The sequence below is a fragment of the Actinobacillus genomosp. 2 genome, from assembly GCF_029773605.1.
Lineage (GTDB): Bacteria > Pseudomonadota > Gammaproteobacteria > Enterobacterales > Pasteurellaceae > Actinobacillus.
This window is the reverse complement of sequence record NZ_CP103807.1, coordinates 823,019-842,737: the sequence shown is the minus strand read 5'-3', so window position 1 is coordinate 842,737 and position 19,719 is coordinate 823,019. Positions and strand designations below refer to the sequence as shown.

Here is a 19,719-nt window from a genome sequence, read left to right as displayed (position 1 = left end):
TTGTTAAAAATGAATATGATTATACGCCTGATGGGAATAAATGGACAATGGGGAATGAAAATTGGATAATTCTAAGCAAATTAAATGGTGAGAATTTTACTTATGCTGACGCTTTTATACGACCTAAAACAAGAAAATATCATTTCGGAATTAGATTATCAATTTGCCAAAATGATTGATCGTAAACAGCAAGGTTATTCTTATACCGAACAACAAAAAAATCTAGCGGTATTGCTTGCCGCATTACTTTCTTTTCACGTTATGCAAGGCCATTCCGCTATTCATTTGGATAATCAAAGTGTATGGCATTTTTTTAACTCGCCAAGTCATCACGATAAAATTTTGCAAAAAATAGATCATATTCAACCGCTTGAATGGCAGAATCTCTTACAGAATCATATTGCATTTAGTTCAGATCCTTTGAATGTTGCACCAATGTTATTTCAGCAAGGACTTCTTTATTTTTATCGTTATTGGCAGGCAGAACATAATATTGCAAATTATCTTGTCAAAGCGGTCGAATTTCCGGAAGAAATAGCAAATGCAGCATTAGATAAGCAGATTATTGCAAAATTCTTTGAAGAATCTGATGAGATAAATTGGCAAAAAGTGGCAGTTGCAACGGCAATTAAGAAAAAATTTACCGTAATTTCCGGCGGTCCGGGAACAGGCAAAACTACCACTGTGGCTAAATTATTAGCTGCGTTACAAGAAAAGCAATTACGTAGTAGTAAAGAAATGTTAAATATTGCACTTGTCGCACCGACCGGAAAAGCGGCTGCACGTTTGAAAGAATCGATTTCCTCAAGTTTAAATGGATTAAATTTGACATTTGATATTCCGACAACTGCTTCAACAATTCATCGCCTACTTGGTATTCGACCGCAAAGTGATGAACCTCGTTTTCATAAGAAAAATCCGCTACATATTGATTTATTAGTGGTGGATGAGGCATCTATGATCGATCTTTTCCTGATGGAAAAATTAATGGCGGCGTTAAAACCGAGTACACGTCTTATTCTATTAGGTGATAAAGACCAGTTAGCTTCGGTAGAAGCAGGAGCAATAATGGGAGAATTGGGCGAATTTCTGCAACAGGGATATAGCCAAACACATTGCGATTATTTGAATCAAGTAGCGAATTATCAATTAGCTTCACAAGGAAAAGCACTTGCTATCTGTGATTCATTATGCCATTTGAAAAAAAGTTATCGTTTTAATGATCATTCAGGCATCGGTCAGCTAGCGAAATTAGTCAATGAAAAGCAAGCGGTTAAATCTTGGCAAATTCTTACCAAAGGTTCTTCTGATTTAACATTAATAGAATACGATAATGTATCCGCCTTTCCTGATAAACAACAATGGGTTCAAAATTGTGTAAAAGCAATCGTAGATAAAGCAGTAGAGTTGTATAGAGAATATCTAACATTAGTAAAACAACGATTCACTAATCCAAGGAATGTTTCAGTGAATGAAATTTTTGAAGCATTTCAAAAAGTCAGATTTTTATCCGCTTTACGCATTAGTGAATTCGGTGTTGAACAATTAAATAAGAAAATAGAAGCCGCATTAGCTTCAGCAAAACTGATTTCTTTAGAACAAAGTAAAAATTATTATATGGGTAAGCCATTATTAATAACGCAAAACTCCCCACAGCATCATATTTATAGTGGAGATATCGGTATCATTTTGCCGGATGAACATAAGCATCCTCGTGTTTATTTTGATACGAAGATTAATGAGGAATATTTAAATCTTTCATTAAATAGGATTCCTGAGTTTGAAACAGCTTATGTTATGACGGTTCATAAATCACAAGGTTCGGAATTTGAACATACTTTATTGGTAACGCCGTTACATTTTGCACCAGTAATGAGTAAGGAATTAATTTATACGGCAATCACTCGAGCTAAAAAACATTTTACGCTATTTGGAAGCAAGCAGATTTGGCTACAGGCAGTAAATAATAATATTCAACGTCAGAGTGGGTTGAAAGTACAATTAATGGACTTGATTAGTTAACATAATATACAAATTGTATTAAATGTGTTCTTTTAATCACTTTTTCAAGATTTTTTTTGCAAAAAGTACTTGCAAGGATTTGATATTTCTCTATAATGCACCACACACAACGACGCACTGTTGTGAACGATTTAAAATTGATTTCCAGTGCGTCGTTTCTTTTTGTTCTTTAACAATATATCAGACAATCTGTGTGGGCACTTGTTGATTGACTTAATTTTAAAAATATTATTTAAAACTTGAAGTCTTAATAGGTGCTTAAACTAGAAATTCATATTTATCTTTTACTTAACTTAGTTAGGTAAGAGAAGTGAACTTAGCTAAGCAGTTTATTGAGCGATTAAACTTTTTGAATTGAAGAGTTTGATCATGGCTCAGATTGAACGCTGGCGGCAGGCTTAACACATGCAAGTCGAACGGTAACAGGGATTAGCTTGCTAATTTGCTGACGAGTGGCGGACGGGTGAGTAATGCTTGGGAATCTGGCTTATGGAGGGGGATAACTACGGGAAACTGTAGCTAATACCGCGTAATATCTTTGGATTAAAGTGTGGGACCGCAAGGCCACATGCCATGAGATGAGCCCAAGTGGGATTAGGTAGTTGGTGGGGTAAAGGCCTACCAAGCCGACGATCTCTAGCTGGTCTGAGAGGATGACCAGCCACACTGGAACTGAGACACGGTCCAGACTCCTACGGGAGGCAGCAGTGGGGAATATTGCACAATGGGGGGAACCCTGATGCAGCCATGCCGCGTGAATGAAGAAGGCCTTCGGGTTGTAAAGTTCTTTCGGTAGCGAGGAAGGTGGTAATGTTAATAGCATTATCAATTGACGTTAACTACAGAAGAAGCACCGGCTAACTCCGTGCCAGCAGCCGCGGTAATACGGAGGGTGCGAGCGTTAATCGGAATAACTGGGCGTAAAGGGCACGCAGGCGGTTGATTAAGTGAGATGTGAAAGCCCCGGGCTTAACCTGGGAATTGCATTTCATACTGGTCAACTAGAGTACTTTAGGGAGGGGTAGAATTCCACGTGTAGCGGTGAAATGCGTAGAGATGTGGAGGAATACCGAAGGCGAAGGCAGCCCCTTGGGAATGTACTGACGCTCATGTGCGAAAGCGTGGGGAGCAAACAGGATTAGATACCCTGGTAGTCCACGCTGTAAACGCTGTCGATTTGGGGATTGGACTATAAGTTTGGTGCCCGAAGCTAACGTGATAAATCGACCGCCTGGGGAGTACGGCCGCAAGGTTAAAACTCAAATGAATTGACGGGGGCCCGCACAAGCGGTGGAGCATGTGGTTTAATTCGATGCAACGCGAAGAACCTTACCTACTCTTGACATCCAGAGAATCCTGTAGAGATACGGGAGTGCCTTCGGGAGCTCTGAGACAGGTGCTGCATGGCTGTCGTCAGCTCGTGTTGTGAAATGTTGGGTTAAGTCCCGCAACGAGCGCAACCCTTATCCTTTGTTGCCAGCGGTTCGGCCGGGAACTCAAAGGAGACTGCCAGTGATAAACTGGAGGAAGGTGGGGATGACGTCAAGTCATCATGGCCCTTACGAGTAGGGCTACACACGTGCTACAATGGCGTATACAGAGGGAAGCAATATGGCGACATGGAGCAAATCTCACAAAGTACGTCTAAGTCCGGATTGGAGTCTGCAACTCGACTCCATGAAGTCGGAATCGCTAGTAATCGCAAATCAGAATGTTGCGGTGAATACGTTCCCGGGCCTTGTACACACCGCCCGTCACACCATGGGAGTGGGTTGTACCAGAAGTAGATAGCTTAACCGCAAGGGGGGCGTTTACCACGGTATGATTCATGACTGGGGTGAAGTCGTAACAAGGTAACCGTAGGGGAACCTGCGGTTGGATCACCTCCTTACCAAGAATTGAGCGACTGCAAGTGTTCACACAGATTGTTTGATAGATATTGACAAGTAGTTGTAGATTGAATAGAATTTACGGCTCTTGAATGGCAAAGTGGAAAGCATCTTTAAATGCTGTCCCCATCGTCTAGAGGCCTAGGACATCGCCCTTTCACGGCGGTAACCGGGGTTCGAATCCCCGTGGGGACGCCATTTAAAGATGACTTTTGTTGTCTAAATTGTTCTTTAAAAAATTGGAAACAAGCTGAAAAACTGAGAGATTTTCGAAAGAAAGTCTGAGTAGTTAAAAAATCTTGACTGAACAAAAGCAGTCAAGTGTTTAGTTGAATAAAATACGCATTGAATGAATTTAAATAAGTTTTGAAAACATTTGAGGTTGTATAGTTAAGTGACTAAGCGTACACGGTGGATGCCTTGGCAATCAGAGGCGAAGAAGGACGTGCTAATCTGCGAAAAGCTTGGATGAGTTGATAAGAAGCGTTTAATCCAAGATATCCGAATGGGGAAACCCAGTAGATGAAGAATCTACTATTATTAAGTGAATACATAGCTTAATAAGGCAAACCGGGAGAACTGAAACATCTAAGTACCCCGAGGAAAAGAAATCAACCGAGATTCTGTGAGTAGCGGCGAGCGAAAGCGGAGGAGCCTTCAAACGATAGCAATCAATTCAGAAGAATGAGCTGGGAAGCTCAACGACACAGGGTGATAGTCCCGTATTCGAAGAATAGGTTGTGGTACTAAGTTTGAGATAAGTAGGGCGGGACACGAGAAATCCTGTTTGAAGATGGGGGGACCATCCTCCAAGGCTAAATACTCCTGATTGACCGATAGTGAACCAGTACTGTGAAGGAAAGGCGAAAAGAACCCCAGTGAGGGGAGTGAAATAGAACCTGAAACCGTGTACGTACAAGCAGTGGGAGCCTCTTTATGGGGTGACTGCGTACCTTTTGTATAATGGGTCAGCGACTTATATTTTGTAGCGAGGTTAACTGAATAAGGGAGCCGAAGGGAAACCGAGTCTTAACTGGGCGTTTAGTTGCAAGGTATAGACCCGAAACCCGGTGATCTAGCCATGGGCAGGTTGAAGATTGGGTAACACTAATTGGAGGACCGAACCGACTAATGTTGAAAAATTAGCGGATGACTTGTGGCTGGGGGTGAAAGGCCAATCAAACCGGGAGATAGCTGGTTCTCCCCGAAATCTATTTAGGTAGAGCCTTGAGCGGACACCTTCGGGGGTAGAGCACTGTTTCGGCTAGGGGGTCCATCCCGGATTACCAACCCGATGCAAACTGCGAATACCGAAGAGTGATACTCAGGAGACACACGGTGGGTGCTAACGTCCATCGTGGAGAGGGAAACAACCCAGACCGCCAGCTAAGGTCCCAAAGTACTAGTTAAGTGGGAAACGAAGTGGGAAGGCTTAGACAGCTAGGATGTTGGCTTAGAAGCAGCCATCATTTAAAGAAAGCGTAATAGCTCACTAGTCGAGTCGGCCTGCGCGGAAGATGTAACGGGGCTAAAACTAGTCACCGAAGCTGCGGCATCAATGGAAACATTGTTGGGTAGGGGAGCGTTCTGTAAGCGGATGAAGCTGAATTGAGAAGTTTGGTGGACGTATCAGAAGTGCGAATGCTGACATAAGTAACGATAAAACGAGTGAAAAACTCGTTCGCCGGAAGACCAAGGGTTCCTGTCCAACGTTAATCGGGGCAGGGTGAGTCGGCCCCTAAGGCGAGGCTGAAAAGCGTAGTCGATGGGAAACGGGTTAATATTCCCGTACTTGGTATAATTGCGATGTGGGGACGGAGAAGGTTAGGTAATCAGACTGTTGGATGTCTGTTTAAGCCGGTAGGTGGGAATTTTAGGCAAATCCGGAATTCTGTTAACACCGAGAAGTGATGACGAGTCTCTACGGAGATGAAGTTACCGATACCACGCTTCCAGGAAAAGCCACTAAGCTTCAGGTTATACTAAACCGTACTATAAACCGACACAGGTGGTCAGGTAGAGAATACTCAGGCGCTTGAGAGAACTCGGGTGAAGGAACTAGGCAAAATAGCACCGTAACTTCGGGAGAAGGTGCGCCGGCGTAGATTGTAAGCGTTTACCGCTGAAGGTTGAACCGGTCGAAGATACCAGCTGGCTGCAACTGTTTATTAAAAACACAGCACTCTGCAAACACGAAAGTGGACGTATAGGGTGTGATGCCTGCCCGGTGCTGGAAGGTTAATTGATGGTGTTATCGAAAGAGAAGCCCTGATCGAAGCCCCAGTAAACGGCGGCCGTAACTATAACGGTCCTAAGGTAGCGAAATTCCTTGTCGGGTAAGTTCCGACCTGCACGAATGGCATAATGATGGCCAGGCTGTCTCCACCCGAGACTCAGTGAAATTGAAATCGCCGTGAAGATGCGGTGTACCCGCGGCTAGACGGAAAGACCCCGTGAACCTTTACTATAGCTTGACACTGAACATTGAATTTTGATGTGTAGGATAGGTGGGAGCCTTTGAAGCAGTCACGCCAGTGATTGTGGAGGCGTCCTTGAAATACCACCCTTTAACGTTTGATGTTCTAACGAAGATTGCGGAACGCGGTCTCGGACAGTGTCTGGTGGGTAGTTTGACTGGGGCGGTCTCCTCCCAAAGAGTAACGGAGGAGCACGAAGGTTTGCTAATCACGGTCGGACATCGTGAGGTTAGTGCAATGGTATAAGCAAGCTTAACTGCGAGACAGACAAGTCGAGCAGGTGCGAAAGCAGGTCATAGTGATCCGGTGGTTCTGAATGGAAGGGCCATCGCTCAACGGATAAAAGGTACTCCGGGGATAACAGGCTGATACCGCCCAAGAGTTCATATCGACGGCGGTGTTTGGCACCTCGATGTCGGCTCATCACATCCTGGGGCTGAAGTAGGTCCCAAGGGTATGGCTGTTCGCCATTTAAAGTGGTACGCGAGCTGGGTTTAGAACGTCGTGAGACAGTTCGGTCCCTATCTGCCGTGGGCGTTGGAGAATTGAGAGGGGCTGCTCCTAGTACGAGAGGACCGGAGTGGACGCATCACTGGTGTTCCAGTTGTCTCGCCAGAGGCACTGCTGGGTAGCTACATGCGGAAGAGATAAGTGCTGAAAGCATCTAAGCACGAAACTTGCCTTAAGATGAGTTCTCCCAGTCTATAAGACTGTAAGGGTTGTTGGAGACTACGACGTAGATAGGTGTGGTGTGTAAGCGTAGTGATACGTTGAGCTAACACATACTAATTGCCCGAGAGGCTTAACTATACAACGCTCAAGTGTTTTTGGGCGTAGAGCGAAGTGAAAAGCTAGAAAAGACTAAAAACTAAAGAAGATGAAAAAATCAGTAAACAGCTTGTTTCGAATTTAAAGTGCGAATAAAAAGCAGATAAAGAACGAAGAGAAAGACAAATAAAGAAGATAAAGGTCATCAACAGAATATTCTGGCGACCAGAGTGCTGTGGCTCTACCTGATTCCATTCCGAACTCAGAAGTAAAACGCAGTAACGCCGATGGTAGTGTGGGGGTTCCCCATGTGAGAGTAGGGCATCGCCAGATTGAATTTAGCGCGAAAGCGAAGAGAGAACCCTGTGGTTAGAGATAACTACAGGGTCTTTTTCCATTTTGAAAATTTATTTTTTCCTTGTTTTATTCCTTTTATTGATTCATTTCTTTCTGCTTTTTTTCTTTATTCTCTCATTATTTATTTCTCAATTTAGTCTGAACTGTTTTATACAAATGTGTATGATTTTTTATTGGATTTGCAACAAATAAGGGAAATTTGACCGCTTGTTATTCTCCTCAAAGTTAACTTTTTCAAGCAGAAAACTAAAATGTTAAAAGCTGTATATTGCTTTTATTTCCTATTGACATAAGAAGTAAAATAATACGGTTAAAGCATTTTTATAGAGTAACATAAAGCCCAACTCGACCTGAAAATAATACCTAAGGAAATACAGGGAAAATCTAAACATACTAAAGCTCCCTATCTAATTCTCCCAAGGGCTATTACAGTATTGTATAGTATTGACTAAGTCTACTGGCGATATGGCTCATTATTTATCACAAAGAACAGATAAAATTAATAGTAAATTAAAATCTATTAAGTAAACTAAATTCTATTGTATGGCTCGTTAAATCAAGTAACGTTCCTTTGAAACGGATTTCTATAAAAAAACGGCTAGAATTTCTCTAGCCGTTGTAGTATTGATTAGTTATTTATGTGGTGCTTGGGCAAGCAGTTTAGTAAGTAGTTTCCAATAAATTTCAACTGCCGGAATATGTACTTTCTCATCCGGCGAGTGAGCGTTACGGATAGTTGGTCCAATTGAAACTAAATCCATATTTGGATAAACTTTCTTGATGAGTCCACATTCCAACCCTGCGTGAATCACTTTAATTTGTGCTTCATAACCTAATACTTCGTCATAAATTTGTTTAGTTAATGGGGTAATTTCAGATTCGGTATCTGGTTCCCAGCCCGGATAATCTCCGGAAAATGTCACTTTTGCACCAGTTAATGCTGCGAGAGAATTAATTTTTCCTCTCACATCTTCTTTTCCACTTTCAATTAATGAACGAGCTAAAATTGTGGCGACAAGTTTTTGTTCTTCAATTTTAACTAAACCAATGCTTAATGAAGTTTCAACGACATTTTTTACGACATCACTATTACGAATAATGCCGTTTGGTAAGACATTTAGTAGATGGATAACTTTATGTGATGCTTCTGTAGTAAGTGTTTGAGTTGGTAGAGATATTGCTTCAATTTCAAGAATAAGATTTGGTTCCGCTAATCGCAATTCATTCTGAATTTTGTTCGATAATTGAGTTAGGGATGCGGTTAAATCTTTCTGATTTTTTGCATCGAAAGCGAAGCTGACGTGTGCTTCGCGAGGAATTGCATTACGTACTGAGCCACCTTTTAATGTGGCAATTTTAATTGAGTAGTGTGCTTGAATATCCGCTAAAATTCTCGCCAATAATTTGATTGCATTGACTCGGGTTGTATGAATATCGCAGCCTGAATGGCCGCCTTGTAAACCTTTTAACGTCAGTTGTAATGCTGAATCGAATACATTGTTTTCATATTGTAACGGCAGATCTAAATTGACATTTTCACCACCGGCACAACCAATATAAATCTCACCGTTTTCTTCAGTATCTGTGTTAATCATAATATTCGATGTAAGCCAGTTTGGACGTAAGCCTAGAACACCTTCCATACCGACTTCTTCACTCATCGTCAGTAATACTTCGAGTTCCGGATGAGCAATATCATTTGCTTCAAGTATTGCCAAACAAGATGCTAGTCCTATGCCGTTATCTGCACCTAAAGTTGTTCCTTTGGCTTTAACCCATTCTCCATCAATATAAGGTTGAATCGGATCTTTAAGGAAGTCGTGCTGTGTTGCTGCATTAGCTTGCGGAACCATATCCAAATGGGCTTGTAATGCGATTGTTTGGCGATCTTCCATACCTTTGGTTGCCGGTTTACGAATTAGCACGTTGCCGGCATCATCTCGTTCAGCAAAAAAGTGATTAGATTTAGCCCAGTTAACGATAAATTCCGCCAGTTGATCTTCGTGATAAGAAGGATGAGGAATTGAACAAACTTTATCGAACCATTGCCATAATAAACTTGGAGAGAGTTGTGTGATTTCAGACATATTTACCTCTAATGACTTATGAGCGGTTAACTTTTCGTAAAATTTTGCAAAAATTAGACCGCCATTAATGAAGAATAATGGAAATGATAGCACGAATGTGCTTTTTAGGTTAGAATAACGCAATTTTTTTATTCGGTGCTTTGACGCCGCTTTTTTTTATCTAGGACTTTGTATGAGTGAAAAATACACAAACGAAAAATATGTTGTAACTTGGGATATGTTCCATATGCACGCACGTAAATTAGCAGAACGTCTTTTACCTGCATCACAATGGAAAGGTATTATTGCGGTAAGCCGTGGGGGGTTATTCCCGGCAGCGGTACTCGCACGTGAATTAAGTATCCGTCACGTTGAAACCGTATGTATCTCAAGCTACGATCATGATGAACAAGGCGAATTAAATGTATTACACGCAGCACAAACTGATGGTGAAGGCTTTATCGTAGTAGATGACTTAGTGGATACAGGTAATACTGCAAGAGAAATTCGCAAAATGTATCCGAAAGCGAAATTTGTAACGGTATTCGCAAAACCTGCAGGTGCACCACTTGTTGATGATTATGTAATTGATATTCCGCAAGAAACCTGGATTGAGCAACCTTGGGATTTAGGCATTACATTTGTTCCGCCTCTTGCTCGCAAGTAATTTATTTTATGAAATCAGTAATGGAGAATTAATAATGAAAAGTTATTAATTCTCCATTTTCAATTTATTTTTTATCTCCGATTAATTATGTTAGGTAATCTTTATATTCTTTCTGCACCGAGTGGTGCCGGTAAATCTTCGTTAATTAATGCGTTATTAGCAGACTTACCTCGTTCTGAGGTTCAACTTTCCATTTCGCATACCACTCGAAATCCTCGTCCGGGTGAAGAGTATGGTGTACATTATTATTTTACAGATCATACTGATTTTAAAGCTCTGATCGAAAAAGGCCATTTTTTAGAATGGGCAGAAGTGTTCGGTAATTATTACGGTACGTCTTTGCCGATGATTGAACAAAGTTTAGAGAAAGGTATCGATGTTTTTCTCGATATTGATTGGCAAGGGGCAAGACAAATTCGTGAGAAAGTGCCAAATGTTAAAACAATTTTTATCTTACCGCCTTCACGTGAAGAACTAGAAAAACGTTTAATCGGTCGTGGCCAAGATTCTGCTGAAACGATTGCCAATCGTATGGCGGAAGCAATCTCAGAAATGAGTCACTATAAAGAATTTGATTATGTCATTGTAAATGACGATTTCCAAACAGCATTAAATGATCTGAAAGCTATTTTAACTGCCGAACGTTTAAAACAAGATGCACAAGCGGTTAGATTTAAAGATTTAATTACAAATTTATTGGCTGAATAAGCGATTTGTCATTATTTATTTTTTCTCTGTAACATATAAATAAAATTGATAAGATAACTTTAAAATGAACGCCTGTTCATTTTCTACTGGCGATAAAAGGCGTATTTGGATAAAATACGCCTTATTTTTTCTCATAAGGAAAACGAATGAAACTTTCAAAATTCGCATTAACACTTTCTGTCGCACTAATTTTATCGGCGTGTACCACAACAACGAAAATGAGTGAGGATGGTTCTTTAGAACAAGTTCAAGCAGAGCATCAGCAATATGAAGATATTACTAAGCAATTCCAAATCAATGAGCAATGGTGGCAAGGTTATCGAGATTCAAGATTAAATGCACTTGTTGATCAAGCGATTGCAAATAATTTAGATTTAGCGAAAAGTACCATTGCTGTAAATAAAGCTCTTTATAATGCTAATTTAGTTGGAGCGAATTTAGTTCCAACCTTTAGTGGATCGGGTTCAGCTTCAGCAGCTAAGGGGCTTGGTTCAACATCAAATCAAGTTTCTACCGGTGTTTCTACGATTTCCAATACTGCAGCATTTAATTTAAGTTATACCTTAGATTTATGGCGTCGTTTAGCCGATGCGGCGAGTGCAGCAGAGTGGGAACATAAAGCAACGATTGAAGATCTAAAAGCAACTCGTCTTTCATTGATTAACTCGGTTGTTGCTACTTATTATCAAATTGCATACTATAAAGATGCAATGGCAGTTATTGAGCGTACGGTTAAGAACTATGAACAAATTAGTCGTATTTTAAATAATAAATTAGCCGCAGGTGCGATTGACCGTTTAGCCGTAGAGCAAGCACAACAAGCAACGTTAAATGCACGTAATACACTAATTTCTTATCGTACTAATTTAAAAACAGCACAACAAACGTTACGTAATTTATTAAATTTAAAACCAAATCAATCCTTACCTTCTCGTTATCCGAGTATCTTAGGGGTGAAACTACAAGGCGTTGATTTAAATGTTCCGGTTTCTGCGATTGCAAATCGTCCGGATATTACTGCTCGTTTAAACCGTTTACAAAGTGCGTTTAACTCATTAACTGCAACAGAGAAAAGCTGGTTCCCAACAGTGACTTTAGGCGGCGCAATTTCAAGTAATGCTTCTAAAGCTCGTAATATCGGTGATAATCCGGTAGGTAATGGTGTCATTTCATTTGATTTACCATTCTTAGATTGGAATCGTGTTCAGAATAATGTCAAAATTTCTGAATCGGATTATATGACGGCGAGATTAAATTACGAACAAACCGTAACCGCTGCATTAAATGAAATTGATAATTACTATTATGCTTATCAGCAATCTCGTAATAGTTACGCAACATTACAAAAAACCTATGAACATGATAAGAAAATCAGCACCTATTATAAAAACCGTTATGAACAAGGTGCATCTGAATTCCGTGAATGGATTATAGCTATGAATACCGAGTTAAATTCTCAACTTTCGATCTTGAATCAAAAATATGCAATTCTAGTTAATGAGAATAGCGTATATCAAGCGATGGCTGGTAAATATAGAAGATAATTAATGGATAAAAAAGCACGAATAGTCTAAATCTATTCGTGCTTTTTTTATTTTTTATTTTGTTCGGCTGCTCGTTTTCGGCGGATTTCTTTTGGATCGGCAATTAATGGGCGATAAATTTCGATACGATCACCATTTTCCACCACATCAGTTAATTTTGCCGGACGGCTAAAAATACCAACCTTATTGGTACGTAAATCAATTTCGGTATATTTTTCTAAAACACCAGATTGTAGAATTACATTTTGAATCGTTGTCGGTGTATCAAGCGTGATTTTTTTTAAGAAATGTTTATTTGGATAGGCAAAAAGCACTTCAACTTCAATTTTTTTTAAATCAGACACCATACACCTCTTTCGCTCTTTGTTTAAATGCATTAACCATCTTTAGCGTCATTTCATTAAACACTTTGCCAAATACCATACCAATAACAGGATTTGAAAACTCGAATTCAAGTTGTAAGCTGATTTTACAGCTCTGTTCATCAAATGGAAGGAATGTCCACGCACCTTGTAAGTGTTTAAATGGGCCATTTAGTAACTTCATTTCGATGCGTTGATTCGGACACATCGTATTATGTGTACTAAATGTCTGGCTAATGCCTAATTTCTGAATATGTAATTCAGCTTCTAATTCCGTTTCACCACGACTAATGGTTTTTGCATCTATACAGCCGGATAAGAATTGTGGATATTTTTCGTAATCATTTACGAGTTGATACATTTGCTCGGCACTATAAGGCACAAGCGAAGATTGGTTAACAATAGGCATATTCTTTCTCTTTTTAAAGCGGTCATATTTTACTAAATTTTTGCATTTCTACAAAGAAACGCTTTTGATTTGGAGATATACTTCTTGCCCATTTTTTAATGCTAATTCATCAAATGACCATAAGCTGATGCTTGCCCATATTGTATGGTTATCAACAGAAACAGCGATATCTACTCGATCATTTTGTTGAACAATCTGCATAATTTTACCTGTTAATACATTGCGAATAGAGCTGTTATTTGGTTTTTCTAAACTGATTGAAACATCTTTACTGGCGATCGTAATACGCAATTTATCGCCGATTTGATAGTGTGGTGTTTCATTTATCCAAATTTGTTGTGACCCAAGATCCAAACTGACCATTTTATAAGTTGCTTGATAAGAATGAATTGTTAATTCTAATAAGCTAACCTTTTGTGAATCCGGCTGCCAAGCCATAAACGCCGGATGATGCCATACATTAGCAACGCTATCAAAAAGTGTGACTTTACCTTGTTCAAGCAAGATAAGGTTATCCGCCAAACGAATAATTTCATCTAAGCTATGGCTAACATATAAAATCGGGATTTCAATTTGGGCGGCAAGTTTGCTTAAATAATCGATCAATTCTTGTTTACGTGGCAAATCGAGTGCGGATAACGGTTCATCCATCAGTAATAATTGCGGTTCGCTTAATAACGCTCTGCCAATTGCAACACGCTGCTTTTCACCGCCAGAAAGACTAGCCGGAAAACGAGTGAGTAAATGATCAATGCCCAGTAATTGCACAATTTGCGAAAAATGGACAGAATCAGACCGCTTGTAGCCGTATTTGAGGTTCTTTTCAACAGTATAGTGTGGAAAAAGTCGATGTTCTTGAAAGACATAACCGATTTTTCGCTTTTCCGGCGCAAGATTGATCCTTTGCTCGCTATCGAATAAGGTTTGTTGATTAAGTCGGATATAGCCTTTTTGTGGTGTAGATAAACCGGCAATAAGATTAATTAAACTGGATTTACCAGCTCCGGAACGTCCAAAAATAGCGGTAACGCCTTTATTCGGAATATCAAGTTTTACCGCTAACTCAAGTTGTCCGAGCGTTTGATGTAGATTTAATTGAAGCATAAGTTAATTCAGTAAGCGTTTCTGTTTTTCAGCAAACCATTCGGAGGCAAATAACGCAATTAAGGAAATCATAATTGAAACAGCACATAAACGTGCTGCGCCCAATTCGCCATCCGGAGTTTCGATAAAAGTAAAGAGTGCGGACGGAATGGTTTGAGTTTGATTTGGAATATTGGAAACAAAGGTGATTGTTGCCCCAAATTCTCCCAATGAACGAGCGAAGCCAAGAACCGCACCGGCAATAATACCCGAATAAGAAAGCGGTAGCGTGAGCGTAAAAAAGACTTTTAATGGCGAAGCACCTAAGGTTCTAGCAGCTTGTTCCAATTTCGGATCAACCGCATCTAATGTCAGGCGGATCGATCTAACCATCAACGGAAATGCCATCACCATTGAAGCAAGTACTGCACCTTTCCAAGAAAAACTGAACGAAAATTCAAACCATTGCCATAAGTATTGACCGATTACCCCTTTTTTTGCCATCGAAACCAATAATAAATAACCAATCACGACTGGCGGTAAAACCAGAGGTAAATGCACGATACCGTTTAATAAGTTCTTACCCCAAAATTGTTTGCGAGATAATAACCAAGCGATAAATATGGCAAACGGTAGTGATAGCACAACAGCCAGTAAAGCCACTTTCAAACTTAAGAAAATAGCATCAAGTTCTTGAGGGGTAAAATTGAACATCATTTCAACCGTAGATAAGCAGAAAAGGAATAGCGTTAGCTATCCCTTTTGTCGAATTAATTAATCGGATAAAAACCGGCAGCTTCAAATTTTGCTTTGGCTTTCGGCGTTTTTAGGAAATCTAAAAATGTTTTAGCTTGCACTTTATCACTTACTGTAGCAGCCGGATAAATCACTTCACCATAGCTTTCGGTTGGAAAAACAGCGATTACTTTCACTTTATTAGAAACTTTCTCATCGGTAGAGTAAACAATACCGAGTGGCGATTCGCCTCGTTCTACAAATGACAAGGCATCACGAACATTTTTCGCTCTCGCAATTCTAGGTTCTACTTGTTGCCATAAACCGTAATATTCTAATGCTTTTTTCGCATATTTACCTGCCGGTACATGAGTCGGATCGCCGACCGATAAATAGCCATTTGCTAAAATTTTGTCAAAATCGACCGCTTGTATATCGCTTGCCGTTAATGAACTATCTTTTGGTGCGATTAAAACAAGATCATTTTTAACGAGATAACGGATATTTTGCGTTTTTGCGGACTGTTTTTCTTTTAGATAGTCCATCCATTTCAGGTCGGCGGAAATAAACACATCTGCCGGTGCATCTTGTTCGAGCTGTCTAGCTAAAACGGAACTTGAAGCAAACGAAAAAATGACCTTGTCATCAGGATATTGCTTGGCAAAATCTTGATTGATTTCTTGTAATACATTGGTCATTGATGAAGCGGCAAAGACAGTAATGTCCTGAGATAACGCGAAAGGCGATGAAAGAGCTAACGTTCCGATAAGTAAAGTTTTAGATAATCGTTTCATATTGAAATTCCTTTAAAGTATTTAACACGAGAGTAAGCGGCCGGTTTTGGGCTGACTTTAGCAAATCTCTCTCGTGTTATCCTTGGCAAAGAAAATCAGCTACGAAGTCCGACGCCTTTCTCAATCAATGAAAAGGCAATATAGTATAACACGGCAATAAATGAGATTAACACCACAAAAGTATAGGATACCGATACATCGCTAATGCCTAAAAATCCATAGCGGAAACCGTTGATCATATACACGATCGGATTAAATTTGGAAACGGTTTGCCAAAATTCGGGTAAAAGTGAAATCGAGTAGAAGACACCGCCTAAGTAAGTAAGAGGCGTTAAAACAAAAGTCGGAATTAAACCGACATCATCAAATGATTTGGCATATACCGCATTAATTAATCCACCGAGTGCAAAGGCAATCGTGGTCATTAATAAAGTCAGTAAAATAATTGTCCATGAATGAATATCAAACGAAACGAAGCAGAGTGCGACTAACATCACTAAAATACCAGCTAAACCGCCTCGTACAATACTTCCCATCACATAACCCCAAATAATATTGTGAGTTGAGAGCGGAGAAACTAATAATTCTTCAAAATTACGGGTAAATTTACTGAGGAAAAATGATGAGGCAGTATTTACGTAAGATGCGGTAATTGCATTCATCATTACTAGCCCCGGTGCAATAAATTGCATATAGCTTACGCCATTCATTTCACCAATACGGCCACCAATTAATTTACCGAAAATAAGAAAATAGAGTGTGGTCGTGATAATCGGTGGAACCAATGTTTGACGCCAAATACGAATAATTCGGCGAGATTCTTTGGCGGAAAGAGTGAAAAATCCAGTTAAATTCATATATTAATGTGCCATTTTCATAAAGAGTTCTTCAAGACGGTTAGATTTGTTACGCATACTAAGCACTTCTACATCTTGTTGTGCAATTTGTTGGAACAAATTGGTTAAACCTTGTTCTCGTTTTACTTCAACTTCTAAGGTATTTTCATCTAACCATTGCGTTGGATAGCCTTGTATTTCAAGCGGTTGATTTTCTGAATTTTTTTGTAAATCCAACACGAAAGTTTCTGTTTCCAATTTGGCAAGTAGGGCTTTCATTGAAGTATTTTCAACCAATAAACCGTTTTGAATAATGCCGATATGACGGCAAAGATTTTCTGCTTCTTCTAAATAATGTGTGGTTAAAATAATGGTAGTGCCTTGTTGATTCAGTTCACGTAAAAAGTCCCATAAACTGCGGCGTAATTCGATATCTACACCGGCAGTCGGTTCATCTAAAATCAGCAATTTAGGGTTATGCATTAACGCACGAGCAATCATGACACGACGTTTCATACCGCCGGAAAGTTCTCGGGTAAGGTGGTTTCGTTTTTCCCATAGATCGAGCTTTTTCAGCCAAGTTTCGGCTCGGTTTACCGCTTCGTTATGTGAAATTCCGTAATAACCGGCTTGTTGGGTTAAAACATCAATCACTTTCTCAAACTGATTGAAATTAAATTCCTGCGGTACAAGTCCAATTTGCTGTTTAAGCTGAATTTTTTGCGTATCAAGATCGTAACCGAAGACTTTTACACTACCGCTAGTTTTATTTACTAGGGAGCTTATGATGCCAATGGTAGTTGATTTACCAGCTCCGTTATGACCGAGTAAGGCGTAAAAATCACCTTGTTCTACGCTCAGATCGATTCCTTTTACCGCTTGTACACCGGTTGGATAGGTTTTTATCAGATTATTGATTTCTAAAGCTTTCATTATTCTTTATTCTCTGCAACGGCGCGAATCGTGCTTTCGTCGATTTCCGCATCAAATGTTTGGCGTAACAGCATTAATTTTTCATCATAGGTAAGCGCTTTTTTGGCTTCGAGGGTTAAGTTTTCAAAAATGGCACGGCGAATTTCTAGCGGTGTTTTATATTCCGTACTTTCGCCAATACTCAATTCATAGCTAAAGCCTTTTTCTTGTAAGGCTGTCGCTAGGCTCTGGCGAGATTCGGCATTATCTAAATGTGCCATTGCTGGCTTAAGAATTAATTTAAGTTGTTCACCTTGTTTGTCGGATAAATAGCTATTTAATGCGACTTGACGAGATAAACCACCAAGTTTTAACTCATTCACAATTTTGCACCATTCGTCTTGCTCACAAGATAATGCGATGGTTTTTGCTACTAATTCCGGCGTGCGTTCTTGCAAGATCGCTTGCTTGATATCGGATGGCTTAGCACTTTCATTTTGAGTTTCTAATTCGGGATTGAGCCACGTCCAGCGATAATCTTCATCGCTTAACGGTTTTGCCGCTTGCTGTGTTGGTTGAGGCTGAGATTTTACTTGTTGCTCGGTTGCCAAATTCATAAAACGCTCTTGTAAACTTGGCGTTTTTTGTGAATTTGGTCTGCTCGCCGATGAAATAGCCGGTTTAGCTAACTCAGACTTTTTTTTCGTTTTGAGTCAGTTGTGCCTGAGTTTGCTGTAATTGTTTACGAGCTTTCATTGCTGCAAGTGCCGGTGATACAGGTGCTGGACTACTTTCAACTACACTTGCAGCTGGTTGCGGATAAGCGGTTGAATTTTCCGGCATTTTTGCAATAGGTTGTGTTGCAAAATTTTGAGCAGAATTAACCGCTTGCGGTGTGTTGTTTTGTGCTAGACGAGCTTTGAGCTGTTCAATATTTTGCTGCGGTGTATGCGATACGGTCGCTGTTGTTTGAACAACTTCCCTTACCGGTTGGCGATTGATTTCTTCAGCACGTTTAGGATGGAAAGCCAATGCACGTAAAATCGTCATTTCTACACCGGCACGTTGTTCCGGCGCAAATGCTAACTCTTTTTTACCATTGAGCATTAACTGATAGAAAAATTGTAGGTCTTCAGGCGCAATTTGTTTTGCTAAAAAATGCAGCTGAGTTTGTTCCTGCCCACTATTTTTGAGCAACTGAAGCATCGCAATTTGATGTAAAGTTTGGGCAACGTCAGAGAGTAGTTGTGACCAATCAACCCCTTTTTCCGCCACAGATTGAATAACCGCCATCGCTTTTTCACCGTCGGCTTGTGCGAGAGCGGTAACTAATTCGATGGGCTGGTGATCATCAATTAAACCGAGCATTTGCTGCACGATAGGTAAACTAATATTCGCATTACTTACTGCAATTGCCTGATCAGTTAAACTTAATGAGTCACGAATACTACCTTGAGCGGCTTTTGCCAATTTTTCAATAGCGGCTAACTCGTAGGGAATATTCTCCTGTTGCAGGATAAATTCGAGATGATTTGCGATCTGAGTTTGATCTAATGCACGCAAATGGAATTGCATACAGCGGGATAAGATCGTGATCGGAAGTTTTTGTGGATCTGTCGTTGCCAGTAGGAACTTTACGTATTCCGGCGGTTCTTCCAGCGTTTTAAGTAGAGCATTGAAACTGTGACGCGAGAGCATATGCACTTCGTCAATCAGGTAAACTTTGAAGCGTCCGACTGTTGGTTTGTATTGAACATTATCAAGTAACTCACGTGTGTCTTCAACTTTAGTACGTGAAGCCGCATCAATTTCAATCAGATCAATAAAGCGACCTTCTTCGATCGCTTTACAATTTGCACACTCACCACAAGGTGTGGCGGTGATACCGGTTTCGCAATTTAAGCCTTTTGCAAATAGGCGTGCAATCGAAGTTTTACCCACTCCACGTGTACCGGAAAACAGGTAGGCGTGATGAAGTCTGCCTTCACGCAGACCATTTTCTAATGCAGATAAAACGTGTTGCTGCCCGACAACTTCAGAAAAACGTTGCGGACGCCATTTACGGGCTAAAACTTGATAACTCATTGCGA

12 protein-coding genes, 1 tRNA gene, 3 rRNA genes and 1 pseudogene are annotated in these 19,719 nt (G+C 40.1%); 8 read left to right on the top strand and 9 right to left on the bottom strand.

Annotated elements, in window-relative coordinates:
* Positions 1-102 precede the first annotated feature (102 nt).
* The 5 genes from recD to rrf all read left to right on the top strand — a co-directional run bounded on the left by recD (position 103) and on the right by rrf (position 7,489).
* Positions 103-2,022 (top strand): exodeoxyribonuclease V subunit alpha, encoded by a 1,920-nt coding sequence (recD, locus tag NYR60_RS04105; protein ID WP_279467865.1) that lies wholly within the window; start codon positions 103-105, stop codon positions 2,020-2,022.
* Positions 2,023-2,373: 351 nt separating this feature from the next.
* Positions 2,374-3,913, top strand: a 16S ribosomal RNA gene (locus NYR60_RS04100).
* A 120-nt stretch (positions 3,914-4,033) separates the two neighbouring features.
* Positions 4,034-4,109, top strand: a tRNA-Glu gene (locus NYR60_RS04095).
* A 190-nt stretch (positions 4,110-4,299) separates the two neighbouring features.
* Positions 4,300-7,198, top strand: a 23S ribosomal RNA gene (locus tag NYR60_RS04090).
* 175 nt (positions 7,199-7,373) lie between these two features.
* Positions 7,374-7,489: ribosomal RNA gene (rrf, locus tag NYR60_RS04085) — 5S ribosomal RNA — on the top strand.
* Together the 16S, 23S and 5S rRNA genes with 1 tRNA gene alongside form the textbook arrangement of a ribosomal RNA operon.
* 656 nt (positions 7,490-8,145) lie before the next feature.
* On the opposite strand, the gene NYR60_RS04080 is transcribed toward rrf, so the two are convergent.
* Positions 8,146-9,600: an aminoacyl-histidine dipeptidase gene (locus NYR60_RS04080; protein WP_279467864.1), complete on the bottom strand. Its 1,455-nt coding sequence runs from the start codon at positions 9,598-9,600 to the stop codon at positions 8,146-8,148.
* Between the two features lie 172 nt (positions 9,601-9,772).
* On the opposite strand from NYR60_RS04080, the gene gpt reads away from it, so the two are divergent.
* From gpt to tdeA, 3 genes are all read left to right on the top strand, one after another.
* On the top strand, positions 9,773-10,246 hold the full coding sequence (gene gpt / locus NYR60_RS04075; RefSeq protein WP_279467863.1) for a xanthine phosphoribosyltransferase: 474 nt from the start codon (positions 9,773-9,775) through the stop codon (positions 10,244-10,246).
* A gap of 87 nt (positions 10,247-10,333) precedes the next feature.
* A complete protein-coding gene (gene gmk, locus NYR60_RS04070; protein WP_279467862.1) occupies positions 10,334-10,954 on the top strand; it encodes a guanylate kinase in 621 nt (206 codons plus the stop codon).
* Positions 10,955-11,100: 146 nt separating this feature from the next.
* The gene (gene tdeA / locus NYR60_RS04065) at positions 11,101-12,498 is read left to right on the top strand and encodes a toxin/drug exporter TdeA (RefSeq protein ID WP_279467861.1); all 1,398 of its coding nucleotides are present in this window, start codon (positions 11,101-11,103) and stop codon (positions 12,496-12,498) included.
* A gap of 47 nt (positions 12,499-12,545) precedes the next feature.
* On the opposite strand, the gene NYR60_RS04060 is transcribed toward tdeA, so the two are convergent.
* The 8 genes and pseudogenes from NYR60_RS04060 to dnaX form a co-directional block, all read right to left on the bottom strand.
* Positions 12,546-12,845, bottom strand: a complete 300-nt coding sequence (locus NYR60_RS04060; protein WP_279467860.1) for an RnfH family protein — start codon at positions 12,843-12,845, stop codon at positions 12,546-12,548.
* On the bottom strand, positions 12,835-13,269 hold the full coding sequence (locus NYR60_RS04055; protein ID WP_279467859.1) for a type II toxin-antitoxin system RatA family toxin: 435 nt from the start codon (positions 13,267-13,269) through the stop codon (positions 12,835-12,837). The genes NYR60_RS04060 and NYR60_RS04055 overlap by 11 nt, the downstream gene beginning before the upstream one ends.
* A gap of 48 nt (positions 13,270-13,317) precedes the next feature.
* A complete protein-coding gene (gene modC, locus NYR60_RS04050) occupies positions 13,318-14,373 on the bottom strand; it encodes a molybdenum ABC transporter ATP-binding protein ModC (RefSeq protein ID WP_279467858.1) in 1,056 nt (351 codons plus the stop codon).
* A gap of 3 nt (positions 14,374-14,376) precedes the next feature.
* Positions 14,377-15,066, bottom strand: a complete 690-nt coding sequence (gene modB, locus NYR60_RS04045; protein ID WP_279467857.1) for a molybdate ABC transporter permease subunit — start codon at positions 15,064-15,066, stop codon at positions 14,377-14,379.
* Between the two features lie 56 nt (positions 15,067-15,122).
* A complete protein-coding gene (modA, locus tag NYR60_RS04040; protein WP_279467856.1) occupies positions 15,123-15,881 on the bottom strand; it encodes a molybdate ABC transporter substrate-binding protein in 759 nt (252 codons plus the stop codon).
* 95 nt (positions 15,882-15,976) lie between these two features.
* Complete coding sequence (locus NYR60_RS04035; protein ID WP_279467855.1) at positions 15,977-16,738, bottom strand: ABC transporter permease; 762 nt, start codon at positions 16,736-16,738, stop codon at positions 15,977-15,979.
* Positions 16,739-16,741: 3 nt separating this feature from the next.
* Positions 16,742-17,650: an ABC transporter ATP-binding protein gene (locus NYR60_RS04030; protein ID WP_279467854.1), complete on the bottom strand. Its 909-nt coding sequence runs from the start codon at positions 17,648-17,650 to the stop codon at positions 16,742-16,744.
* Positions 17,650-19,714: pseudogene (dnaX, locus tag NYR60_RS04020) on the bottom strand (DNA polymerase III subunit gamma/tau). The gene NYR60_RS04030 and the pseudogene dnaX overlap by 1 nt, the downstream one beginning before the upstream one ends.
* Positions 19,715-19,719: the final 5 nt, after the last annotated feature.

What these genes read in the sequence shown, in the direction of transcription:
- NYR60_RS04080 (WP_279467864.1), bottom strand. Translation starts at nt 9,600, where the DNA reads ATGTCTGAAATCACACAACTCTCTCCAAGTTTATTATGGCAATGGTTC.
- recD (WP_279467865.1), top strand. Translation starts at nt 103, where the DNA reads ATGCTGACGCTTTTATACGACCTAAAACAAGAAAATATCATTTCGGAA.
- modC (WP_279467858.1), bottom strand. Translation starts at nt 14,373, where the DNA reads ATGCTTCAATTAAATCTACATCAAACGCTCGGACAACTTGAGTTAGCG.
- modA (WP_279467856.1), bottom strand. Translation starts at nt 15,881, where the DNA reads ATGAAACGATTATCTAAAACTTTACTTATCGGAACGTTAGCTCTTTCA.
- NYR60_RS04055 (WP_279467859.1), bottom strand. Translation starts at nt 13,269, where the DNA reads ATGCCTATTGTTAACCAATCTTCGCTTGTGCCTTATAGTGCCGAGCAA.
- modB (WP_279467857.1), bottom strand. Translation starts at nt 15,066, where the DNA reads ATGTTCAATTTTACCCCTCAAGAACTTGATGCTATTTTCTTAAGTTTG.
- NYR60_RS04030 (WP_279467854.1), bottom strand. Translation starts at nt 17,650, where the DNA reads ATGAAAGCTTTAGAAATCAATAATCTGATAAAAACCTATCCAACCGGT.
- tdeA (WP_279467861.1), top strand. Translation starts at nt 11,101, where the DNA reads ATGAAACTTTCAAAATTCGCATTAACACTTTCTGTCGCACTAATTTTA.
- gmk (WP_279467862.1), top strand. Translation starts at nt 10,334, where the DNA reads ATGTTAGGTAATCTTTATATTCTTTCTGCACCGAGTGGTGCCGGTAAA.
- NYR60_RS04035 (WP_279467855.1), bottom strand. Translation starts at nt 16,738, where the DNA reads ATGAATTTAACTGGATTTTTCACTCTTTCCGCCAAAGAATCTCGCCGA.
- gpt (WP_279467863.1), top strand. Translation starts at nt 9,773, where the DNA reads ATGAGTGAAAAATACACAAACGAAAAATATGTTGTAACTTGGGATATG.
- NYR60_RS04060 (WP_279467860.1), bottom strand. Translation starts at nt 12,845, where the DNA reads ATGGTGTCTGATTTAAAAAAAATTGAAGTTGAAGTGCTTTTTGCCTAT.